The organism is Microcystis sp. LE19-84.1B (genome assembly GCF_027531875.1).
Taxonomy (GTDB): domain Bacteria; phylum Cyanobacteriota; class Cyanobacteriia; order Cyanobacteriales; family Microcystaceae; genus Microcystis; species Microcystis panniformis.
In genome coordinates this window covers 1-25,067 of sequence record NZ_JAPZSR010000372.1, presented here as the reverse complement: position 1 = coordinate 25,067, position 25,067 = coordinate 1, and the positions used below count along the sequence as shown (strand labels likewise).

Sequence of the window (25,067 nt, the reverse complement as noted above, 5' to 3'; positions counted from 1 at the left end):
CTTGATTTATCGGAATGGGTAAATGAGATTTTTGGACAATCTATGCTGTCAAAACGTCAGGCTGTCTTTTCGTCGGCGGACGGAGACATGAAAACTGCATAAAAATTTTCGGCTTTACCTCACCGATTTTCATCAGCCTAGGGTGAGAGTGCCGGTTTTATCGGAACAGAGCATATTCATGCCCGCTAGTTCCTCGATCGCCGCCAAGCGTGTCACCACGGCGTTTTTATCCGCTAGTGCCTTTGCCCCTACCGACATACTGACGGAGAGAACTGTGGGCAAGGCGACGGGAACAGAAGCAATGGTGAGAACGAGGCAGAATTTCAGCAAGCGGATCACTTCTACGCCCTGTTTATCGACAATACCGTTATAGAGACGGTAAACAACGATAATAGCGATTAAAATCAGGGCAATGACGATGAGAAAGTCACCGATTTTGAGGACTGATTTCTGGAAATGGCTGACGTTTTCGGTACTGGCTACCAGTTTAGCGGTACGACCGAAAAAGGTATTACTGCCGGTCCCGTTAACTATGGCCTCAGCTTGACCTTTTTTCACCACTGAACCTTAGTACACTTGTTCGCTAGAACTGCGATCCACGGGTAAGGATTCCCCCGTTAGGGCAGCTTGGTCGATTTTGACGGGATCCCCCGGCAGCAGTCGGGCATCGGCCGGCAGCACATCGCCGATCTTGATCCGGATCACGTCTCCTGGTACTAATTCCCTAGCGGGGACGGAGACGAATTTGCCGTCTCTTTTGGCATCGGCATTGAGGGCGAGTTGCGCTTTCAGGGCAGCCACCGCATCCCCGGCGGTTTTTTCCTCAAAGTAGCCGATCAAACCGTTAGCCACCAGTAGAATGGCGATAATCACGAAGTCCACCCAATCACCGACGATCGCAGAAAAAATTACCGCCGCTTCAATCATCCAAGAAAAGGGATTCCAAAAGTAGGAAAGAAATTTGAGCAGGGGGCTGACTTTTTTCTCGGCAATCTCGTTATAACCGTCGCTATTGAGGCGATTTTTTGCTTCACTGGTGGTGAGACCGTCGGGAGATGTTTTCAGTTGGATCATTAAATCTCGCATGGAGATTTTTGAGAGATCGTTTGTCGGTTTATCGGTAGTAGTGGTCATCTTTGGTTAATTTTTAAGCAATATACAGCAGTTGCTCGGTTTTTTCAACGCTTTTATTCTAGGGCAACTTGGGAAAATTAACACTAATTTTATAATTTTCTCAGGTCAATTGGGGTTAAATGTGATTTCGATGACAATAAGTAGTCGTGCCAAATAAATTTTCTAGTGAAGATAAGTAGGGAGGCACAATTATTTGTAGGATGGGTTAGCGGTAGCGTAAACTATGCGGGCGTTGGGTTTCATGCTTCAACCCAACCTACGTTCATCTTATATTTAATTCCACCCACCCACTTAGGCACTCATACAAGAGGCACTCATACAAGAGGCAAAGGGCAAAAGGCAACCCCCCCCTGCCCCCCCCGACCTCGGGGGGGTCGGGGGCAAGAGGGGGAATAAATAATCAGTCTTTAATAACCAGATTTAGTATTACCTAAGCAAAAAAAGGAAGAAATTAGCACTAATTTCTTCCTTTTATATAAAGGCTGCTAAATTTTGTCAATTTTTTGACAAAATTGCCACTTTATGGTAATGATTTGGGTCATTTTTGTCCCGTAAATTTTAAATTTCATCCCATCCAGTTAAGCCAGAAGACATAACATAACTGGTAACGGTTGCTTCAAAAAAGTTCGCTTTGGTGTGGCCTTCTTTTTTGGTATCGGAGAAGCGTTCCAGATGGTTATAGGGACTTTTGTTATACTTTTCTTCCCTGTATAAAGGCTCAAGTCCGATCGCTTTCAGTCGAATATTAGCGAGGTATTTGGTGTACTGTTCGGTACTGTATTCGGTAATACCTAAAATGTCGTTGCCAACAATGTGATTTGTCCAGCGACATTCGTGTTTAACGGCAGTATCGAACATCTCATAAATCTGTTCAACAGAATGGGGAAAAGTTGCCATGGCTTCGGGAATAAGTTTCTGATACAAACGGACGTGACTTAATTCGTCCCGGTTGATCATTTTGAAAACATCAGCACTACCGGACATTAGCTGTCGAGAAGCGAGATTATAGAAAAAGATGACGCAACTACCCATCCTTTCAGAGTGGGGCTAGAACATACCATTATCTTCTTGAACCTTTTATAGCGTATTTACCAAGAAGATACTCACCCTCTGTTCGTTGAACCTTCCCCTTTAAAATAGAGGCTTGGCTGCTGATTACCCATTGTTTTTAATAGCTGCCTTACGGCTTTTATTAAATCCCTTAACTTTTTTCTGCTCTCGCTCCTTTACGCTTATCTTTTCAGACTTCGCTTTGGCCTAAGGGCTTTAGGGCTTCCCAGCAATTTGGCGAGTTTTAACTAACACCTCACGATGCTAGTGGGCTACCTCATTATTTAACCCGTTATAAAAATACAAACTCTCCAGTAAATAATCGGCAAGAAGGGCGATAAAATAGCTTTCAGTAGTTTGTTTGTCGATGTATTGCTGGTAGAGACTAGCAATAAATTGACAGCGATCCTTGAGAACTTTATCGGTGCGCCAAAAGTCATAAACTTCACCTCTGCGATCCGAGGGAATAATTGTTTCAATTAAGTATTGATAACTTTGATTGTGCATGGCTTCTTGAGAAATTTGTTCCGCCATACAAAGACTAATTTCTGGCGCAGTGACGCTACCTTTGAGGTGGGGAATATTACAGGTTTGCACGGAATCAAGAAAAGTTAGATAGGACAAAATACCATCATAAGCATATCTTTCTTCGTCGGTAAGATGCCCGTATTCAGTCACGTCTTGAGTGATATCTAAGCGTTGCGGGATCCAGAAATTTTCCCGCATTTGTTGATATAAACCCACCGCCCAGGTGTAGCGGACATCGTTTAATTGCATCAGGTTGGTGGTGTTACCAAACCAGATCGAACGGTTTTCGATCGCATCATCTCCCGCCGGATTGAAGATCGGGGAAATGGGCATCGAATGGCAAGAATTAACTAAATGTAAGGACATGATTACTTGGATATTATGGCACTTTTAGGTTATAGTAGGTTTTCGGTAAAAAGTCAAATGGTTTGATTAGGAATAAATTCAAAATCTAGGGCTTCTGCCAAAGTAAATGGGCAATCCTTCGGGAATTTCTCTAGGTTTATCCCTGTTTCAATAGCGGCTTTTTTTCTGGCCTTGTTATAGCATTTTTTAAAATTTTCTTCTGTTAAAAAAATCTTAAGGCTAGGGCTATTTTCTAAATCTTCTTCGATTCTTTCGCGATGCTCAAAAAGGGTTAATGCCCAGCTTCTGGTTTGTTTTTCTGGCTCTTGTAAGTATTTTAGTAAATGCCATAAAATCACAGTCAGATTGCTTTTTAATGCTTTCTGTTGATTGATAGACATAGATTTTATTTCGTCAATTAAATTTTCTAAATCTAAATCAGAAAACTGATGATTTTCTAGTAAATTAATGGTTTTATCTAACCAGAGATAGTAATCTTTTTCGTATAAGTTCTTTTCCATAATTATCCCCATTATTTTGATATTTCAGGAAACCAATCCTCATTTAACGTCTGTTCTATAGTGCAAATTGGAGCTAAACTGACCAAATTTTCAGCCATTCCCGATAATTCGATAAAAGAAATACGAGCTTCTTGAAAAGAGTTATCAAAAATTTCAATCAGATAAGGCTGTAAACTAGGACTATCGGCAATAATTCTTTTTATGGCACGACGGAAATTCCTGATTTCATTTTTCCATCCTCTTTGATTATATTCTAATTCCGATTGCCAGTAAACCAGTTTTAGCAAATGTTCTAATAAGCGAGTTAAATAACTTTCTAAACTTCGTTTCTCGCTTTTACCCATGCTGCTAATTTCTTCAATTAAATTCTCTAAATCTAAATCAGAAAACTGATGATTTTCTAGTAAAGATATGGTTTTCTCTAACCAGAGATAGTAATCTTTTTCGTATAAGTTCTTTTCCATAACTATCCCCATTATTTTAATATTTCAGGAAACCAATCCTCATTTAATGCCTGTTCTATAGTGCAAATTGGAGCTAAACTGACCAAATTTTCAGCCATTCCCGATAGATCCAAAAATAATTTACGAGCATTTCGATAACAGGGCAAGAAAATTTCCGATAGATAGGGCTTTAAACTGGGACTGTCTTCAATAATTTGTTTAATTTGTAGGCGAAAGTTACGAAGTTCATTTTTCCATCCTCTTTGATTATATTTTAATTCCGACTGCCAGTAAACCAGTTTTAGCAAATGTTCTAATAACCGAGTTAAATAACTCTTTAGGCTTTGTCGTTGACTTTTGCCCATGTCGCTAATCTCCTCGATGAGATTATCTAAATCCAAATCAGAAAACTGATGATTTTCTAGTAAAGATATGGTTTCCTCTATCCAGAGATAGTAATCCTGTTCGTATAAATCATTCTTCATTGCTTAATCCTCTCCGAGAAACTCAGGAAACCAATTTTCATCTAAAATTTGGTCGATTGCTCCAATAGGTGTAGCACTTAAAAGTCTTTTATCGATGCCAGAACCTTCGACGAATAGATGGCAAGCATCCTCATAACATTGATCAAGAATCTCGGTGAGGTAAGATACTAAGTTTGTATTATAATTTCCATCCTTTTTGTTGCTAATAATTCTTTTTATTTGAATGCGAAAATTTAAAATCTCTCGTCGCCACTTGTTTTTATTGTAATCGCGCTTAGATTGCCAATAAGTTAATTTCAGTAAATGTTCCAAGAGTTTAGTTAGTAAACTCTCTAACTTCTGGCGTTCTCTTCTGGACATATCTTTTATTTCTTCAATTAAATTTTCTAAATCCAACTCAGAAAACTGGCGATTTTCTAGTAAAGATATGGTTTTCTCTAACCAGAGATAGTAATCCTGTTCGTATAAAGTCTTATCCATAGGTGTGATTAATTGATGAATAAGACTTATCTTAACCTTAATTAGCGCAACTAGAACAACTATCGTCAGACTCTCGAAAATTGTCCTTTTGTACGGTACGGATATAATAAATCGCTTTACACCCCAATTCCCACGCCATGATGAGAGTATCAAAGATATCTTTAGCAGTGAGACAACGGTTGGGTTCTGCGGGGAAATAAACCCCTTCATTGAGGTTGAATAATAATTCCATAGAAATCCCCGTATCAATCCATTCTTGCATAGTAGCGATCGCTTTTACCACTTGTTGCTGTTCGAGATTTTTATTCTCTGGATAAAACCAGAAAGCTTCTTCAATAAAAGGTGGTGCGATGGGAACGGTTCCCTTTGCCCATTTATCGTAGAAAAAGCGACTATAAACCGGCAAAACACTGGCAGTACATCCCTGTACCAAACTGGAGGAAGTATTAGGAGCAATGGCGGTAATATGGGAATTACGGATGCCAAATCGTTGAATATCTTCGGCTAATTGTTGCCATCTTTGCGGTTGCACCGCGTTATTTAAAAACCATTCCACTGGTTTTGCTCCGATTAATTTACCTTGACTCCATTCGCTACCCAAGAAAGCTTGATAAGCGCCGCGTTCTTTGGCTAATTCCATCGAAGAATAGGTACACCAATAGGCAATTTCTTCAAATAAATTACTAATTTCTGACAGGTTATTGTAGGATAATTTCCGTTTAGCTAACCAGTCAGCCAATCCCATCGCCCCTACCCCAATAGTGCGATATTTATCGTTGTGGTTTTTAGCATTATCAAAGGGAGGATTAGTAAGATCGATAGTATTGTCGAGAATCCTGACAGCGATTTGACAATTAGACTCGATTTCTTCCCTGTCGATATTGGCTAAATTAAGGCTAACTAAATTACAGCAATGGGCAGTTTTATCGGGGGTGACATTGCTAAAAGATTCGGTGCATTGTCCTGTTAGAATGCCGTTAAACATTCCCAGATGACGCTTGGGTTCTGTAAAACAGTAGGTGTCATCTCGACGACAGGTTAACTCTACCGATTCAATGCGGATAAACTGAGTGGCCGAACGTTGGGGTTCTTTTAAAGTCCATTGTAAGCGATGGGTTTTAAGTCCCAATTGACCAAGTTGAAATAGTCCGACAGAATTAATCAGTAAACGATATTTTGGTTGACAGAGATATTCTTGATAATTTCCCTTTCCATTTGGCATCAATTTATAGCCACCGTCATCCATAAAAGTAACTTTGGAATCAACTCCTAAAGTCTGTAACATTAGGCGAATATCGAGCAAAAATTGCCGGTTAACAGCAGCAATCTGGAGAGACTCGTTAGAACCATTGCGGGCAACTGTTCCATCGGCATCAAGTAAACCAGCTAACCATTCTAAACGAGATTTAATTGTGTAACCATTGAGAGGAACTGTAAATTTACTGGGAATATCTAACGGGAGTTTACAGACGATCCGATCTTGTTTACTGTCATGATATACCCCTAGGGTATCGGTTTCTTTTCTCCAAAAAGTACCTTTTTCAATAGAGCCATTTCCCCGATATTTGTTACGAATAGCCAATAAGGGAAGTAACTCTTTTTTAACTCCGTATAGGTCAACTTCTGGCATTCCATTGTTTCCGTAACTCCCATCTCCAGAAAAGAATCCTGCGGTGTAGGCGTAGGGAAAGTCAAGGTCATTTTCTGACTGGATGAGAGGCAGCTGATATTTAATTAATTTATCTCCTTGTTTGAGGTCTTTTGCCTCCACAATTTCCACGGTTCCCTTGTAGTTTTTCTGAACGTAAAACTTATGGTAGTAAGTACATTCTAAGGCCTCTCCGTTAGAGAAATTGACCTTTAATAAAGGCTGGTTTTCTCCAGTCTTTTTAACTAATACTTCTGACCACTCCAATCCATTCCAGACATTAACATATTCCCCCACCAAATCAGCGATTGCTATTTGTCCTCGGTCGGTGAGAATTTTTGTTTCTCCCGCAACGCATAAATTTACACCGGGGATATAGCCATCGTGTTTATTAGGATTAGCGCGATTGATGGTATCTTTGAAGGCAATGTAGGGCATTCCTGTTTCCACTTGGGAACGCATGATACTTTTAAATAAGTCCCGGGCATTGATTTTTTTATAGAGGAGAATCTCTTGATCTAAATTAGCTTCTACTAAACGATAAGCCTCTTCAAATTCTTCCCCCCATAGTTCCGCTAATTCTATACCTAATTTTCTGCGAACTTCGTAGGGATCTACTAATGTCCACTCGGCTTTAGTTATCACCCGACGCATAAATTCATCGGTGATAACTAATTGGGGAAAAACATCATAAGCTTTGCGTCTTTGATCACCGTTTTCTGTCTGCATTTCCAGAAATTCTGGCACATCTAAATGCCAGATGTCAACACCGACAGTTACTGCCCCGGCGCGTCTTCCTCCCTGATTTACTGCAATAGCTGTATCGTTGAGTAATTTAATCCAAGGAATAATCCCTCCGGAAGCATTAGCTTTCCCCATTACCCAGCTACCAGTGGAGCGAATTCTACTTACATTTACCCCGACACCGCCACCATTTTTTGAGATGCGGGCAGCATTAGTAATCTCGCTGAAAATGCTTTCTAAACTGTCGTCAATGGAGAGGATAAAACAACTGGTTAGGGAACCTTTGGGAGTGCGTAAATTGGCTAAAATTGGGGTGGCAAGAGAGATTTTTCTTTGAGCAATCCCTTGATAAAATTTCTTCGCCCAGGGGAGTCTATTAGCTGGTTCTTCCACAGTGGCAAGCAGTAAGGAACAGGTTAATAATGCCTCTTGGGGTAACTCATTTTTGAGTAAATAACGGCTAGTGATTAACAATGCCCCGGCGTAATCATAATCGATGTCCCAATCGGGATTAATCCAAGAACCAGCTTCTTTTAATTCTGCTTCGGAATAGATGAGAATCCTTTCGTCGTACAGCCGATTTTTAACTTGAGTTTTGACAGTTTTCTCGTAATTTCCGTACTGATAACCCCGGACTACTAAGGTATCTTTCCACAGACTCCAAATATGCAATCTTCCCGCCACATAGCGCCAATCCGGTTCCTCTGGACTACACATTTCTAGGGCGCAATTAATTAAATTATCCTGTATTTCCCTGGTGGTAATCCCATCCCGCAGGCGCGTGGTTAAACCCGCTTCTAAGGCGATTGAATTGACTTTTTTGCCTTCACAAGCCCACTCTACCACGTCACGAATTTTGCCGATATTTAAGCTTGTGGTGGAACCATCGCGCCGAATCACTCTAATTCCATGGCTGCCCATATTAGCTAAAGGGGTAGAACGAAAGGGTATTACTTCGTTATTTTTGTGAATGGAGACGGTAGTAGTCAAGGGCTTCGATTGCATAATTGGGAAATTGCGGCGTTAAAAAACTTGACAAATTAATCTATTTGTACTAGGGTATTCTATCAGATTTTCTGGGAAAACACAACATCTAGCGTGTTAAATAATCCTATCACTCTATATATGGTATAGCCAGGATTATTTTGTTCCCTAAAAACAGTGTTTTGGCTGACATTTTCTGGAAAAAATTCTCGATTCTCTCTCAAGGTAGTTCTTTTGTATGCTTGACAAAAAGCTTTTTCTTTGATAGCAAAAACAGATTGACCAAATACTTTTGCTCCGATTCTGCTTGACTGCTGAGGAGGTTGTGGTCAGACTTTATTTGTTCTTAACTTTTCGATAATCTAAGACAAGAGTGGATTAAAAGTCAAATTTCCTCCGAGAACCTCTGAGAGAGTAAAATTTCTCTTTTCGCTATTTAGTGGCTTACCGCTAGAATAATAGGACAAAAACGCTATATATAGCGTCTAGCCAGTAGAGGACAAGGATGAAATATTTAGAAGAATGGCGTGGTAGCGGGGTGGACGCGGAGTTAATCCATCTCAATGTCACCAGTTTAGCGGGGTTATCTCCCAGTGAATACCTACTCTACTCCCAAGAATTACCGCGACGCAATGATGGCAGGGTTAGGGATAGTATTCTCAAGCGTTATGAACATACCAGTCAAGGCGGTTGGTGGTGTTCAGGAATTGACTTACTAACGGGTAATTATGACCTTTGGGGCTGTTTTAAGCCCGATTTTCCCCGTTTAAGCTTCGATAAGGCTAAACCGATTAAGTACGAACATCCCCCCCAAACCCCTACGGGAGTCTTTGCTTTGCGGGTTCCCCTGAAAATTTGGCAAAGGATAGCCCAGCGTATCAGTATTAATATTTTAACTGAAGAAGTGGATAATAAGCAAGAGGATCTCGGTTTTTGGTCTTGGGTAATCAAACATCCAGAGATACCTATTTGTCTTACGGAAGGAGCGAAAAAAGCGGGAGCATTACTAACAGCAGGTTATGTGACAATTGCCTTACCGGGGATTCACAATGGTTATCGTACTCCCAAGGACGAACTAGGTAGGAGAATCGGCAAATCTCATCTAATTCCGCAGCTAGAAAAATTAGCTAATTCCAGACGAAAGATTTATCTAGTTTTTGATCAAGAAACTAAACCAAAGAACCAACAAGCGGTTAATTTAGCTTTACAGAGAATGGGTTATCTATTCAGTCAGGCTAACTGTGAGGTAAAGGTGGTTACTTGGGATGCTGCTGATGGTAAAGGGGTGGATGATTTACTAATCAATCGAGGGGAAGATTACTTCCAACAAGTCTATCAAAAAGCTACCTCTTGGGAAATTTGGAAGGCAGCGAGTTTAAATAGTTTAACTCTCCCACCTCATCTAGAGTTAAATAGCCGTTACTTGCCAGATATTGCCATCCCTACATCAGCGCAGTTAATGGCGATTAAATCGGCTAAAGGTACGGGGAAAACTGAGTTTTTAGCCAAGATAGTTAAACAGGCTATTGCCAATCAACAAAAAGTTTTAGTTATCGGTCATCGGGTGAAACTGGTGGAGGAGTTATGTCAACGCTTTGGTTTAAACTATATCAGCAAAATTAGGGATAATCCTGCGGCACAAATTTACGGTTATGGTTTATGTATTGACTCTCTCCATCCCCAATCACAAGCTAAATTTCAAGCGGAAGATTGGCAAGGAGCTATGATTATTATCGATGAGATCGAACAGGTTCTATGGCATGGGTTAAATGGGGATACTTGTAAGACTAATCGTGTGGCAATTTTAAAATCCCTAAAGTCCCTGCTGCAAACTGTGGTCAGCAGTGGGGGTAAAGTCCTAGTTGCCGATGCTGATTTAAGTGATATTTCCCTAGATTATTTAACTTCTCTAGCGGCGATTGAACTAGAAACTTTCTTGATTAGTAACGAGTGGAAACCTAGTTATCAAGAAGCTTGGCCAGTTTATAACTACTCTGATAATACTCCCCAACAGCTAGTTAAGGATTTAGTCAAACACATTAAAGAGGGAGGAAAACCTTTTGTTTGTCTGTCAGCACAAAAGTTAACCAGTAAATGGGGGACAATTACCCTAGAATCTTATCTAAGAAAGCAATTTCCCCAGAAGAAAATTCTGCGGATAGACTCAGAGTCATTGCAAGATTCTAGTCACGATGCCTATGAAGCGATTGGCAATTTAAATCAGTTGTTGCTTAACTATGATATAGTTCTAGCTAGTCCTGCGATCGAAACGGGAATTAGTATTGATATTCAGCAACACTTTACCTCGGTTTGGTGTTTAGCACAGGGGATTCAGACTCCCACTTCTATCGCTCAATTTTTAGGGAGAATTAGGGAGAATATTCCTCGTTATATTTGGTCAGCAGCCTACGGATTTAATCAGGTGGGCAATGGTTCCACTTCTATTCCCAAACTTCTCACCTCTGGACACCGATTAACGGAGGTTAATATTCGCTTACTACACCAATCAGATTTAGAATCTCTGGAGGATTTAGATACAAGTTTTCAAGCGGAATCTCTCCTCTGTTGGGCTAAAATGGCTGTGCGAGTAAATGCTTATATGCTTAATTATCGTCAGTCAATTCTAGGAATTTTACAAGCAGAAGGTCATAGAATTAAAGAACGGAATCAGGAAGAAGAACTAGAAATCAATAATCAGTTAACGGAAGCAATTGAGGAAATTAGGGAACATAATTATCGTTCTGAATGCGAGGAAATTGCCAGCGCAGACGAGATCACGGAATCAGAATATCGTTGGCTAAAAAAACAGTTAATTAAGTCAGTGAAAGAAAGGAGAATTATCAGGAAATATGACCTATACAAACGCTATGGAATCCCCGTCACACCGCAATTAGTGATTAAAGATGATCAGGGATGGTATCAAGAACTACGCCTACATTACTTTTTGACAATTGGGCGACAATTTTTGTGCGATCGAGATGCTTTAATTGCGCGTAAACTGATAGAATCAGGTCAGGGAAGTTTATTTATTCCTGATTTTAATGGTAGTCAATTAGGAGTGATTATCGGGACGTTAGAAGTGTTAGGAATTCCCGTATTATTAGCTAATCCTGAAAGAGAATTAACTAATCATGATGCCGACTTACAAAAAATGGCTGAAATCGCCATTAAAAACCGCAACGAGATTAAAACTATCACCAAGATTAATCTCTCTAATACTTCCCGTCCTCTGACGATTATTCGTAATTGTTTGAACTTGTTAGGTTATGAATTAATCAGCAAGGGCAGCCAGAGAATTGCTAAAAAATCGCTAAAAGTTTATCAGATTGTTGCCCCTCAGGATGGTAGAGAACAAGTGTTTCAACAATGGTTATTTAGAGATGAAAAATGTGCGGGAAGTTCTGAGATTTGGTATGAGGACTATCTCTTTTCTCTCACCCAGAAACCATCTCTAGGCGAATCAGAAAATGCTTATATTCAATTAAGTCTAGAATTTAGTCTAGCTATGGAGAAATTGCCTATTTAAGCGACTTTTTTCCCTAAAATGACTACATCAGCCAGAAAATCGTCTAGAGCGGCAATTTGGGGTAAATAACCCCATCGTTGAAAGCCGAATTTTTCAAAGAGACAAATACTGGCTTGATTGTGGGCAAAAATAATACAGATAAGATTAGATATACCCAATTGGGGACAGCGCTCCAAGGCATATTCTACTAATAATTTACCGATTCCACGACCTTGATAATCGGGGGCAATATATAAACTAACCTCTGCCGTTTTTTGGTAAGCGACACGACCATAAAACATCTGTAAACTCAGCCAACCCACCACCCGACCTTCGATCGCTATTACCCAGATGGGATACTGTTCAGGATCGTGCTTTTCAAACCATTCTCGCCGACTTTCGAGGGAAATAGGCTTTAAATCTGCGGTTGCCTTGCGAGTGGGAACAGCAGCATTATAAATCTCGATAATTGTTGGTAAATCTGTTTCTTTAGCCTCGCGAATAATCATAGAATATCAAGTAAGATGAAGTATAACCTAATTTTCCCTTGTCTCCTAACTTCTGAATTATGCTATATCTCTCAATCTTACTTTAAAATTGGGTTTGATAGCGGACGGTAAACTCATTCAAATTGTAATCGTAGGAGAAGCGGATAAAAGACTGGGAATTAACTCGATAGACGGTTTCCAAATTGGGAAGAATATTAAAATCCGTTGCTCTGATCGCATTACTAACCGCATTTTCCACATCATACACGACTCCCTGGGCTAAGAGGGGAATTGCCAACTGAACCACTCCAAATTGAATTAATTGTTCCGTATTTTTCCCCTGTAAACCATTAAAAACCGACAGCAATTGTTCCCCCAAAAGTCGAACGATTTCCCCTTGGCTGCGGGGGGGAGTGCTGGTTAATTTAACTAGGGGAGTATTAAGCAATCCCTCATCTTCACCTCTAGCAAAAGCCACTGCTTGTAAACAATTAGCAGCTTTTTGTAATTCTGCATTTGTATAGTTTTCCTCTAGGGGAAAAGGTGGACTATCGGGACGAATTTGGCACACTTCATTAATATTACGGCCTAAATTTGGTAGCAAGCGGTTTAATTCCCCTTCAACGCTGAGGGTGACATCGATCCTTTGAATGCGATTTAGGCTATCATCGGGAATTTCATTACTAGGAAAATCTCCCCCTGGACGGGAGATAGCAAAATCGCGAGATTGAGAAAATTCGCTGAGAATTGTTCGCAGTTGAATATTAACAAAGGGATTAAAAAGTCCCAACCCGCGACTAGAATCGAAAACAATAACATTTTGATTGCGTCGGTTAAGAAGAAAACGAGTATCGATGTAGCTAACCCGTCCTCGATCGAGATTAATCACTCCATTGGTTTGTAATTTCTCCAGTGGAGTGAGCGGACCGTTCAAGGTTAAAGCACCACTAAAATCAAATTGATACAAAGGTTCTTGTTCGATGGATAATCCCGCTAAAGACACTTGGAAATTATTTAAAACTGGAGTGATATTTGTCGTCTGAGGAATGTTGAGAGGCTGCAGCCAGCGACTCACCGGTTTATCCGTTTCTTGATTAATTTCTGGGGTGCGAGGAAGAAAAACTTTACCCCTAGAAAGACGCACATTCCCCCCGATAATTGGTTGCTGAATTGTTCCCGTTACCATGGCATTCCCAGCAATTAATCCCCGATAAAGGCCATTAATTGCTATATCTCCCTCTTGAATATTAACTGTTAAGGGATTAGGATTATTTTTGATGGCTTGAAAGAAAGGTAAAACTCCCACCACAGAAATTTGTCTGTCAGCGATCGAGCCTTGTAATTCCTGTACTGTTAAGTTTTCAGGGGTTAACCCAATGCGGCCATTTACGGTTAAAATCTCTGGAAAAGCAACACTGCGGATAGCGGCATTATCGAGAGTAACTATACCATTTGCTTCTAAATCTTTGATTTTTAAGCCTTCTTTTATATCTAATCTTCCCGTCGCTGAAAGAACTACCTCCCCCTCACCATTAACCCATTCGATGGCGTTTTGACTGATAGCTTCAATCAATTTGATTGCATCGGTTCCCAATTTTGCTTGGATTTTTAATTGATCATTACCCGGTAAGGGAGGATAGGGAATGCTGGCATAGAGTTGGATTGATTCGGAGGAGGTTGTCCGGAAATCAAAACGATACTGGTTATAGGTAAATAGACCAATTATATCCTGATTAATATTTTGGGCATTAATTGCACCATCAATAAAGGCAAAGTTACCCTGAATACGAGGATTTAATAAAGTTCCTGTAATTTGTCCTTGAGTTTTTAGACTACCGGACAAATCTAAGGGAAACTGCACAAAATTTCTCAAGAGATCGAGAGAAAGATTTTCCACGGCAAAACTTCCCTCTACTTTTTTTAGGGAAAAATCACCCGCTAAAAATACGGAAGAATCTCGTGATTTTAATCTAATCGGTTCTATCCTGAGCAACTGACGATTTAAGTTAAGATTAATTGTTACTTCATCAATCGGAATTAATTGGGTATCGGTGGTGACAATTCCCAGAGGATTAACAATATTTACTGTCGGTCTTTGGGGTCGCCATTCCCATCGATTGCCCTGAAATTGTACGCTAAGATCGGGATTTTTTAAAGTCCCGGTTAAGGCTATATTTGCTTGATAACGGCCGCGAAAATCTAGTTCGGAAGGTATCCCGACTACCCCTCTTTCCCCTGCTAATTGCTGGATTATTTCTTCAATTTTTGCCCGCAAATTTACCTGTTGTGCTAGGGAAGCTTCGGGATTACCTACTCCTAGAGGACTAAGTTGAATAGCTGGGTCATTCTCTGAGGAGAAAAAGTTGATTAAACTGGTTAAATCATAGATACTAGCAACTGATAATAAATCTTGAATATAACCTTGATCTACCCTGAGTTTAGCTTCTATTGCTTGGGTTTGCCAATTAAATAAACCTTGCAGATTATATTGACTTGCACCCGCTTGTAAATTCCCCGCTTGCAGTTGAACTATAGAATCCCGATAAACCAAATTTGCCGTTAATTTTTCCCCAATTAAGTTACCTAAACTAGGTTGATTAATCTCTAGTTGTCCCTCACCCTGTAAGTTAAATAAATTGATGTCTAGATTAGCACTCAATTGTCCAGCAATAATCCCCGGAATATTGTAGGCTGCCGTGGGAGATATTTTCAGGATTTCTAGGGGAAAATTGGCAATCTGAACATTTAAATTTTCTCCGCTTCGTATAGCTGTTGCTAGAAAAGGAGTCTTATTTCCAAAAGCTTGGCGAATATTTATCCCTAAGGGAAGATAGGGCAGCAGACAATTATTTTGTTGACAAGGATCGAAAGTTAGGTCAATAATGTCCTGATTTCCCCGCAGATTTAAACTAATATTTTGACCGATTCCCGCTTGAATTGTTCCTTTTAAGATAGGTTCAAAGAGTCGCTCATTAATGCTAAAGTTAGCTAAATTGATATCCCCTTTGATTTGTATATTTCCCACTTTTTGCCAAGCAGTTAAGAGATTTTTCCCCGTGATTTGTCCTTGAAATTCTCCTATCCCTGTTAGTGTCGATTCTTTGGGTTTTAGGTTAGAATCAATTGGTAAAAGCGATATAATCTGAGTTAGCGGTACAGCAGCAAGGTCGGTTTTTGCCTGTAGATTTAAGTTAACCTCAGCGATATCGGGTTGACTGGTAAGATTAGCTAAAAGAATATTTCCTCGCACATCAAAGCTATTTTCTCCCCACTGTGCCGAAAGATTATTGACCTGAATTGCTGTTACTCCCTGCCAAATTTCTTGAATATTTCCCGCTAAATTGGCACTAAAATCTAGGTTAGGAATCGAGATTGATTTTACTCCCCCCAATTGCCCCAGTAGGGCAGCGGGATCAAGATTAGCGGCAATAATATCACTTTGCCAGAAGTTATTATTCAGTCGTGCCTTAGCTTTAATCTCTCCTTTGGCTACATGAATACGAGAGTTAAAAACTGCTTTGACACTGCCTAAGTTGAGTCGTTTTTCTAGCAGAGAGTCGAAAATAGTTTGGGCATTTCCTGTTGCTTGAAAACTGGTTTGGTCAATATTCAACGCTAGGGGAACATTAGTCTGAAAACGCTCTAAGCTACCCAGAATATTAAAAATACCTTTGTTTAACTGAATATCAGTATTAATAGGATTCTTATCTACTAATAAGCGAGTATTTACCCTAGCATTGACGCTGGACAAATTAGGGATTTTTCCCGCTAGTAAATTATTGATTGCACCCGTGAAATTGACTTGGGTTTTTCCTAGACTAACAGGAATATTTATATTGGGTAAAAACGGATTTAAGTTAATGCCAGCCGTATTAACTATACCGCTTAAAATACCTTCTTCCAGTTGGGTTGTCGTTCTCAGGGATTGATTATTGACAAATAACTGTATATCTCCCTCTCCGCGCCAAGTTTTTAAATCCGTTAAACTACCACTAATCAGAGAATTTATTCTACCAGCAAAGTTAATTTTTGCCCTGCCTAAACTAACGGGAACTGTTAAATTTTCTGTAAAATTATTGAGACTAATTCCACTGGTATTAACTGTTCCTGTCAGGAAACCTTGGTTTAGTTTGGCTGTGGCAATTAAAGGATTATTATCTACTAATAAATCCAGATTTCCTTGACCTTGCCAACTGCTGAAAATATTATTTTTATTCTTCAGCAATTCCCCTAAATAACCTTGTAAATTAACTTGCGATCGCAGTAATTTAACCTGAGTTGGTAAGTTAGGCAATAGGGAATTAATCGGCAATCCCGCTAAGACAGCTTTAGCCTGAAAATTTCCTTGCGATACTTGACTATTGACTAAAATTGTGCCTTGTTTACTGCTAATTCCTAAGTTAGCAATTCCGTTTAAGGTATTAACATTGATTTGGTCAATTTTGCCACTAACTTGAATATTAGCTGTCTCTAAATTTAAGGGTTCTAAGGTTTTTAGGTAGGGGCAAATACTATCCAAATATTGACAAACGATAGGCACAAAAGGAGTCAATAAAAAGTTATTACCCGTGATTTTTGCCTGGACTAATTTGCTAGTAAAATCACTATTAGCATTAACCTGTAGTTTGCCGCCATTTGTTTTAATGACCGTATCGGTTAAATTGATTTTGTTGCCCCCTAAAAATACTTTGCCCTCCCCAGCAACATTGATTAATCCTGACTGATTAACCCTGGGTATTTGCCAATTAATTAATAATTGTGGCAGTCCTAAACTCCCTCTAGCTTTAATCTTAGCTTGCAGATCGCTTATATTAATTTGAGCGGGAATTGTTGCCAATTGAGATAAAATTTTTCTCGTGGGAAAATTGGCTTGTAAATTCAAATTAATCGGCATTTTTGTACCGTCAAGAGGTTGATTGTTTTGCAGGGATTGCAGAATATTTAACTGTAATTTTCCTTCCCCTTTAATTTCTCCACCTGCGAGGGGTTTAATTTGAATTTTGTCTAAATTAAGACGATTGAGATTTGTTTGAAAATTACTGGTTATTGATTGAATAGGAATTTGCTCAAAAATAATCGGTTTGCTGTTGCTAACGGTTCCTGTAATTAGAGGTTGATCTAGTTTTCCCGTCACTTGAAAAGTAGAGCGTGCTTCTCCCCGTAAATCTAGAGGTGATTGCAGATAAATAATTCTTAAAAGTTGTTGTAAATCCACTGATTCTAGAGCGACCTTGAGATGATAACCGGTTTGCCAATTTACCTCTCCTCTCACCTCAGTTTTAATCTTGCCAATACTTGCGATCGCTTGTTCAACTAATACTTTATCTCCCTGTAAATTTAACTTAGTATTTAGCTTAATTGGATACTGAAAAGGTTGGAATTTTCCCGCTACATCCGTCACCTGAAAATTACCATTTCCTTCGGTTTTATTTAGCTTAGCCCAACTGGGAATATTGAGAGCAATATTAGCATTTACTTGTCCTTGATTTAATTGGAAATTGCGATTAGGAATTAAAGTTAATAGTTCACTTAAATTCAAACGATCAATCTGAAGATTAGTTTGACTTTCCCCCGTTTTTAACGCCGTTTCTCCTTGAATTTTTACTTGACTTTTGAGGATTTCTGCGCTAAGATCGTAGGTGAGAGGCTGCCTTTGATTATCGATGAATCTTCCCTGACCATCGGCCTTAATTTCTATCGGTTTTTTCAGGGCATAGGGTTGGATAGTGAGAGCTGCCTTCTCCACCTGAACACCCAGATTTAACTTAATAGGTGCCTCCCGCTCAAAGTTACTAGATATTTTTTCTAAATTATCGAGCCATTGACCATTTTTATCCTGATCGAGATAAATACTGGGATTAATTAACTTGACATCAACCGGCAGCGGCAGACCTAAAAGTAAGGGCAGCGGATTTAATCCCAATTCGATCGCATCAATGGATAAACTATCGGCAGAATTGGCCGTAGCTGGAATTTGCGATTTACCGATACGAATGCGATTAAAATAAAAACCCTCTATCTTACCTACCCTGACGGGTCTGTGCAGCATTTCACTGAAGATATTATCTAAAATTGGGGGGAGACGTTCATAAACTAAATAACGAGTCGTAAAATAGCCAAGGGAGGTAATTCCTAGGAGAGTAATTCCCCCGACAATTAAAGTAGAAGGCCGGCGTAAAAATCGACCGATACTCAGAAAAAGATTAGGACGAGGAGAAGGATCGCCAGGGGAGTTACTCATAATTGTTTACCTCACACACACCAAAGAAAGGGCAACGGCTCACCAGAGCTATTGAACTATGATAATTCACCGCGGCACTGATAGCCCTCAATCGATTAATTGCCATTTTTTAGGCAATTATTGGGCTTAAATCCTGTGAGGAAGTCAAGGGCTGCGGCCAATTAAAGCCTCTCTCCCCATCTTAGCCTAAGACTCGAATGGCTGGCTAAAATTTTCAACAATCCGCCAAAATCTGCCTAGCTTCAACAGTCAACCGAATTAATATTGATCACCCCACCAGTTCAAGCAGAATATTGCTCGGATCAATAGGTTCGGAAATTGAAGATTGAGAGAAAACTTGTGCGGACAGACAACAATCCGGCGCAGTCTGGAACAACAACCAGAAGTATTCAGTCTTAGAATATTGGGACTAGCACGTCTATTTTTACTGCAAAAATCGTCTTATAGATAAAGATTATGAAAGCCAGATTATCGATCGCCCTAACCGCCCTAATGACCTTGGGCATAACTGCCACAGCCGCGGTCAACTTTGACGAACAGGACATCGAGCAGACCCAGGTAATAGCGATCGCTCGTCCCTACGGAGGTAATAAATTTGACCTGCTAGTATTGGAACAAATTCCGGGAAAACAGAAGTGTTGGAGCGAAAGCGGCTCAAATCCGGTCATGATTGACCCGCTGCTCCTCAACTTTGACTTTACCGGCATTTGTCGCCGCGCCACCGATAGTAATGGTTATTCTATCCGTCTCGATGGCCGGGATTTTGGGCTAGATTACATCCTGCGTATTGTGGAACGCAATGGCGAATTATACTTAGTGGGAACTCCCCGGGATGCGCGCAGACCGGAATTAGTGGTGGGAAGAACCCGAGGAATGCAAACAGGATTTATGAAAATTATCCTCGAACCGGGTTGGAGATTTAGCCGTCGTACCTTTGAAGGCAAAAGTTTAGGCCACTTCTACTTTAGCGGCAAAGAAGCGGAAGTTCTCGCAGCCGCCGGCAGACCCCCCATCAACGAAACCACTCCCCCCCCCACTTCCGGGGCCAGTTTTCAGGATATTAGCGGCGATATCTATAAAACTGAGATTGAAAAAGCGATCGCTATTGGTGTAGTGGCCGGTTTTAAAGAAGATAACACCTTCCGCCCCGAAAATCCCGTCACCAGGGAACAATTCGTCTCGATGATTATTGAAGGGATGGGAACTGTCACCAAAATTAACCTAGAAGAGATTCCCCCCGGCAGCGGCAGTTTTAACGATGTGGACGCGACGCGTTGGAGTGCCAAAAAAATCCAATGGGCCCGGGCCAATGGTATTGTTGCCGGCAAAGCTAACGGCGAATTCCGTCCCACCGACCCCATCACCAGGGCCGAATTGATGGCGATTCTCAAACAGGCCGCCACCTACCTGAAAACTCAGCAAAAACAAGCCCCTAATTTAGCCCAAACTAAAACCCCCGTCAATTTTTCCGATACTTCCGGTCATTGGGCCGCCGATTTAATTACCCAGATGTCGGGATTTTGCGGTGTGGCCTCTCCCTTGAACGAACAGGGTAGTGCTTTTGTACCAAATGATCCCGCCCGTCGTAACTATGCGGCTGCTGCGATCGTCCGTACCCTCGATTGTGTTAAAACCGCCAAAAAATAAGTAGGGTTTGCGGCAAAAAGTTTTTCCTAGGAGTAGGTTGTGGGGTTTCACCCATTTTTGGGTGGTCAATTACCTAATTTTCATGGAAAAAGTCCCCCAATTTTCCCCCCGACCACTCCCGGATCCAGAACTTTTTGACTTCAAAAAGGCCTAGGCACTCATGCAAAAGGGGGAATAAATAATCAGTCTTTAATAGCCAGATTTAATATGATCACTGATTACTGATTACTGATTACTGATCACTGATTACTGATTGTGGTTAAGTAGGGAGGCACAATTATTTGTAGGATGGGTTAGCGGTAGCGTAACCCATGCGGGCGTTGGGTTTCATGCTTCAACCCAACCTACGTTCATCTTATATTTAATTCCACCCACCCACTTGTTAATTTTTACTTTAGGTATGCCGTCGAGTATTCCCGCTAGACTGGGAAATAATGCACCTCGGCTAGACAAAATCCTATGGTAAAGCTGCTCGAAAATCCTCTCCGAGTGGGATTGCGACAAGAAAGAACCCCAGAACCCTTAATTTTAGTCATTTTTGGGGCATCAGGAGACTTAACCCAAAGAAAACTGGTTCCTGCTCTCTATCAACTGAAACGGGAAAGACGACTGCCGGCCGAATTAACCATCGTCGGTACAGCGCGCCGAGAGTGGAGTCATGATTATTTTCGCCAACAGATGCGCCAAGGCATCGAAGAATTTTCCGACGGGATTGGTAGTGAGGAATATTGGCAAGACTTCGCCCAAGGGTTGTACTATTTCCCCGGCAACATGGACGACCCAGAAAGTTACGCCAAAATGAAAGTCTTTCTAGAAGAATTAGACGGAATCCGGGGAACTCGCGGCAATCGAGTCTTTTATCTAGCGGTTTCTCCTAATTTCTTTCCCCCCGGTCTTAAAAACCTCGGCGCGGCCGGAATGCTGAAAGACCCAATTAAACACCGGTTAGTGATCGAAAAACCCTTTGGCAAAGATCTCAGTTCTGCCCAAGTTCTCAATCGAGTCGTACAAGAGGTTTGTCAGGAGAACCAAGTTTATCGCATTGACCACTATTTGGGCAAGGAAACCGTCCAAAACTTATTGGTGTTCCGATTTGCTAACGCCATCTTTGAACCCCTCTGGAATCGTCAATTTATCGATCACGTCCAGATTACCGTGGCCGAAACCGTGGGAGTGGAGGATCGGGCCGGATATTACGAAAAATCGGGGGCTTTGCGGGATATGGTGCAAAATCACCTGATGCAGTTATTCTGCTTGACGGCGATGGAAGCACCCAACGCTATTAACGCCGATAGTATCCGTGGCGAAAAAGTCAAAGTCCTACAAGCGACTCACCTGGCCGATATTAATAACCTAGAAAAATCCGCCATCCGCGGCCAGTATAAAGCCGGTTGGATGAAAGGAAAACCCATTCCGGGCTATCGGCAAGAACCGGGGGTTAATCCCGAATCGACCACCCCCACCTATGTGGCCATGAAATTAATCGTTGATAACTGGCGTTGGCAAGGTGTCCCCTTCTATCTGCGTACTGGTAAACGTCTGCCCAAAAAAGTTTCCGAGATTGCCATCCAATTCCGCCATGTGCCGTTATTAATCTTCCAATCGGCAGCCCAACAAACTAATGCAAATGTACTGAGTATGCGGATTCAGCCTAACGAAGGTATTGCCCTCCGTTTTGAGGCGAAAATGCCGGGGTCGGAATTACGCACACGCACGGTAGAAATGGACTTTAGCTATGGTTCCTCCTTCGGTGTCACCAGCGCCGATGCCTATAATCGCCTACTGTTAGACGCTATGCTGGGAGATCAAACCCTATTTACCCGTTCTGACGAGGTAGAAGAAGCATGGCGCATCGTTACTCCCGCTCTCGCTGCTTGGGACGCTCCCGCCGATCCTGCCTCCGTACCCCAATACGAAGCGGGTACCTGGGAACCCACAGAAGCGGAATTTCTCCTTAACCGCGATGGCCGTCGTTGGCGACGACTCTAATACAGTGAACAGTAATCAGTGAGCAGTAAACAGTAAACTAAAAACTCACATCTGATAACTGATAACTCACATCTGATAACTGGTAACTCACATCTGATAACTGGTAACTGAATCACTGATAACTGATAAGTGGGTGGGTGAAATTAAATATAAGATGAACGTAGGTTGGGTTGAAGCATGAAACCCAACGCCCGCATGGGTTACGCTACCGCTAACCCATCCTACAAATAATTGTGCCTCCCTACTTAACTGGTAACTGGTAACTGATAACTGGTAACTGATAACTGATAACTGATAACTGATAACTGATAACTGACATGACTACCCAAAGCCCCCCCATTGTCTCTCTGCAAGCACCAAAAGATGTTTCCATCGATGTGATCGAGCAGGAACTGCGCGATATCTGGCAATCCTATAATAATAATGAGGATGGGATGGCCGCCACCCGGGCCACCACCTTTAGCTTTATTGTCTATGAACCCGATGCGGTACAGGAATTGTTAACCCTTCTCGGCTATTACACCGGCCCGATTGATGGTATTGCCGGTCCGCGGACCCACGCCGCCATCAAAGTCGCCCAGAAGGACCTAGGACTAGAAGTAACTGGACTTTCTAGCGATGAATTTGTCGTCCGGTTAAGGGCAGCCTGGGAAGCAGAAAAAAACGCCGAGGACGCGGCTAATCATCGTCAGTACGCCGCCGATTTGGATGCGATTGGGGTGGCAGATGCGATCGCCGCTTCCAATCCCTGTCGCATTATTACCCTCTGTCCCACCGCCGAGGCCGATGAAGGGGTGAAAGCCTCCGTTTCTGCCTATTGTCCCGTTAACAAACGTAGTCAGAACACTTTAGTTTGCTGTGAATACGTTACTTTAAGCGGTACAGCGGAAGCTTTGGAACGAATTGGCGGCATTATTTCCGAGTTAACTATTCCCAGTTTGCCCAAATTTCTCTGGTGGAAAGCCAGTCCCGATGGCGAATATGGACTATTTAAACGTCTGGCCAGTCAATGTGATACGATTATCGTCGATTCCAGCACTTTTCGGGAACCGGAAACGGAACTGCTGCAGGTGGAGGATTTACTAGCAACAGATGTACCATTAGCTGACCTAAACTGGAGTCGTCTCGCTCCTTGGCAAGAACTAACCGCCGAGGCTTTTGATCCACCGGAGCGCCGGGATGCTATTCTGGAAGTCGATCGCATCACTATTGATTACGAAAAGGGCAATCCTTGCCAAGCTTTTATGTTCCTCGGTTGGATGGCCAGCCGGTTACAATGGCGACCGGTGGGATATACTCACCAGTCGGGAGATTACGCTATTCATCGGATTAGCTTCCTCGGTCAGGACCAGCGTTTAATTGAGGCGGAATTAGCCGGTATTCCCGTGGCCGATTGGGGTGAGATACAAGGGGATCTGATTAGTATTAAACTCAGTTCTACTAATCTTCACGCCGATTGTTGTACGGTAATTTGTTCGGGAACTACCGGCTGTATGCGGATGGAAGCTTCGGGAGGGGCCCAATCTTGCCGCATTGAACAAGTGTCCCATCTGGAAGACCAAAAAACAGAAACTCTTCTAGGTAAACAGTTACAGCGTTGGGGCCAAGATGTGCTTTATCAAGAAAGCATGAAAGTCACCGGCGCTATCCTCAAATTATCCCAACCTGATTAGCAAATTAGCAACAATAATCCCACCCACTTTGAAGAGACTTGGTTAACCAGGTCTCTCGATATTTATACAGCAGTCAGCACCTGATTAAAACCGATAATTGTAAGTAGGTAGGCGTTAAAAATTATCAGACACCCCCCTTATCAAGGGAGGCAGGGGGGATCGAACCTAAAATCCATTTTTAATTTAATTATAACCAGCTACTTACCTTTTCAGAAAACAGGTTATTATAAAAACAGAGCTTTGCTTTCAAGGGGGCAATATGGTCGCAACCACTGAGAAACGCTACACAGTCGCAGAATACTTTCAACTAGAGGAAACTGCCACCGACAGACACGAGTATCGAGATGGAGAAATTATTATTATGACTGGGGGAACTCCTAACCATAATCGCATTGCGGGAAATTTTTACAGAAGATTTCCCTTAACTATCCAGAATCAAGCCTATGATATATTTATCACCGATCTACGCTTGGCAATACCCGCCTATAATGTGTACACCTATCCCGATATTATGATCGTTAAGGGAGAACCAATTCTTGAAAGAGGACGCACCGATACGATTACCAATCCACAGGTGATTATCGAAGTTTTATCAAAATCTACTCAAGACTATAATCGGGGTGATAAGTTTAAATTTTACCGTTCTCTTAATAGTTTTGAAGAATATATTTTAATCGATCAATATGGTTATTATATAGAACAATTTCATAAAAGAGGCGATCATTGGGCATTTCGGGATTATCACGATCAAGAAGCGATTTTAACTTTGTTTTCTCTAGATTTTCAAATATCCCTGACAGATTTATATCAGCGAGTGGATTTTACCGCGATTGAAGTATCCTAATGACGCAACTAAGCTGTTCGTAATTTAAATTGCTTGTTGAGACGAGGCAAAAGGCAAACCCCCCCTGCCCCCCCGACATCGGGGGGGTTGGAGGGGCAAGGGGGGGGGAGATTCGGCTAATCTAAGAATAAGCGGTTTAAATACGTCTTAGCTTATTTAGGGTTTGCTGAAAAAGTCGGTTCTTCGTTACTTGGTATGGTTCGATAGGGGGGCATAAATCGACTAAATCCTTATCTGGCAAGAGACTTAATTGATTAGTTCGCTCTAGAGCAAAAACAATTGACAAAAATCGCTAAATGCCTTTCTATATAAGGGTTC

Annotated in this window: 14 protein-coding genes and 2 pseudogenes; 5 read left to right on the top strand and 11 right to left on the bottom strand. The window is 41.4% G+C overall.

Translation table 11 applies throughout. From position 1 onward, the window contains the following. Nucleotides 1-132 precede the first annotated feature (132 nt). The 9 genes and pseudogenes from O9324_RS27580 to O9324_RS20960 form a co-directional block, all read right to left on the bottom strand. Nucleotides 133-558, bottom strand: coding sequence for a hypothetical protein (locus O9324_RS27580; RefSeq protein ID WP_502846595.1), 426 nt, complete (start codon nucleotides 556-558; stop codon nucleotides 133-135). 9 nt (nucleotides 559-567) lie between these two features. Then, a complete protein-coding gene (locus O9324_RS27575; protein ID WP_502846594.1) occupies nucleotides 568-1,134 on the bottom strand; it encodes a P-type ATPase actuator domain-containing protein in 567 nt (188 codons plus the stop codon). 558 nt (nucleotides 1,135-1,692) lie between these two features. After that, nucleotides 1,693-2,207 (bottom strand): annotated as a pseudogene (locus O9324_RS20990) (ribonucleotide-diphosphate reductase subunit beta); the annotation flags it as partial. A 271-nt stretch (nucleotides 2,208-2,478) separates the two neighbouring features. Then, nucleotides 2,479-3,078: pseudogene (locus O9324_RS20985) on the bottom strand (ribonucleotide-diphosphate reductase subunit beta); the annotation flags it as partial. A 53-nt stretch (nucleotides 3,079-3,131) separates the two neighbouring features. Next, nucleotides 3,132-3,578, bottom strand: a complete 447-nt coding sequence (locus O9324_RS20980) for a DUF29 domain-containing protein (protein ID WP_287629009.1) — start codon at nucleotides 3,576-3,578, stop codon at nucleotides 3,132-3,134. Between the two features lie 11 nt (nucleotides 3,579-3,589). Next, nucleotides 3,590-4,042, bottom strand: coding sequence for a DUF29 domain-containing protein (locus O9324_RS20975; RefSeq protein ID WP_002772070.1), 453 nt, complete (start codon nucleotides 4,040-4,042; stop codon nucleotides 3,590-3,592). A gap of 11 nt (nucleotides 4,043-4,053) precedes the next feature. Further along, nucleotides 4,054-4,506 carry a DUF29 domain-containing protein gene (locus O9324_RS20970; protein ID WP_288141213.1) on the bottom strand — a complete coding sequence of 151 codons (453 nt, stop codon included), beginning with the start codon at nucleotides 4,504-4,506 and terminating at the stop codon, nucleotides 4,054-4,056. 3 nt (nucleotides 4,507-4,509) lie between these two features. After that, complete coding sequence (locus O9324_RS20965; RefSeq protein WP_002786751.1) at nucleotides 4,510-4,986, bottom strand: DUF29 domain-containing protein; 477 nt, start codon at nucleotides 4,984-4,986, stop codon at nucleotides 4,510-4,512. A 37-nt stretch (nucleotides 4,987-5,023) separates the two neighbouring features. Beyond that, on the bottom strand, nucleotides 5,024-8,383 hold the full coding sequence (locus O9324_RS20960; RefSeq protein WP_288141212.1) for a ribonucleotide reductase barrel domain-containing protein: 3,360 nt from the start codon (nucleotides 8,381-8,383) through the stop codon (nucleotides 5,024-5,026). 484 nt (nucleotides 8,384-8,867) lie between these two features. Between O9324_RS20960 and O9324_RS20955 the strand changes: the two genes are divergently transcribed. Then, complete coding sequence (locus tag O9324_RS20955; protein WP_288141211.1) at nucleotides 8,868-11,888, top strand: plasmid replication protein, CyRepA1 family; 3,021 nt, start codon at nucleotides 8,868-8,870, stop codon at nucleotides 11,886-11,888. On the opposite strand, the gene O9324_RS20950 is transcribed toward O9324_RS20955, so the two are convergent. Together O9324_RS20950 and O9324_RS20945 are read right to left on the bottom strand one after the other, a co-directional pair. Beyond that, complete coding sequence (locus O9324_RS20950; protein WP_002757157.1) at nucleotides 11,885-12,376, bottom strand: GNAT family N-acetyltransferase; 492 nt, start codon at nucleotides 12,374-12,376, stop codon at nucleotides 11,885-11,887. The two genes, O9324_RS20955 and O9324_RS20950, sit on opposite strands and share 4 nt — an antisense overlap. Before the next feature lie 82 nt (nucleotides 12,377-12,458). Further along, the gene (locus tag O9324_RS20945) at nucleotides 12,459-18,596 is read right to left on the bottom strand and encodes a translocation/assembly module TamB domain-containing protein (RefSeq protein ID WP_288141210.1); all 6,138 of its coding nucleotides are present in this window, start codon (nucleotides 18,594-18,596) and stop codon (nucleotides 12,459-12,461) included. Nucleotides 18,597-19,052: 456 nt separating this feature from the next. On the opposite strand from O9324_RS20945, the gene O9324_RS20940 reads away from it, so the two are divergent. The 4 genes from O9324_RS20940 to O9324_RS20925 all read left to right on the top strand — a co-directional run bounded on the left by O9324_RS20940 (nucleotide 19,053) and on the right by O9324_RS20925 (nucleotide 24,749). After that, on the top strand, nucleotides 19,053-20,243 hold the full coding sequence (locus O9324_RS20940) for a DUF3747 domain-containing protein (RefSeq protein WP_002772086.1): 1,191 nt from the start codon (nucleotides 19,053-19,055) through the stop codon (nucleotides 20,241-20,243). A gap of 459 nt (nucleotides 20,244-20,702) precedes the next feature. Then, entirely contained in the window at nucleotides 20,703-22,232 is a 1,530-nt protein-coding gene (gene zwf / locus O9324_RS20935) for a glucose-6-phosphate dehydrogenase (protein WP_004161355.1), read from the top strand. Nucleotides 22,233-22,549: 317 nt separating this feature from the next. Next, entirely contained in the window at nucleotides 22,550-23,905 is a 1,356-nt protein-coding gene (opcA, locus tag O9324_RS20930) for a glucose-6-phosphate dehydrogenase assembly protein OpcA (protein ID WP_288141209.1), read from the top strand. 259 nt (nucleotides 23,906-24,164) lie between these two features. Then, nucleotides 24,165-24,749 carry a Uma2 family endonuclease gene (locus O9324_RS20925; protein ID WP_002772096.1) on the top strand — a complete coding sequence of 195 codons (585 nt, stop codon included), beginning with the start codon at nucleotides 24,165-24,167 and terminating at the stop codon, nucleotides 24,747-24,749. Nucleotides 24,750-25,067: the final 318 nt, after the last annotated feature.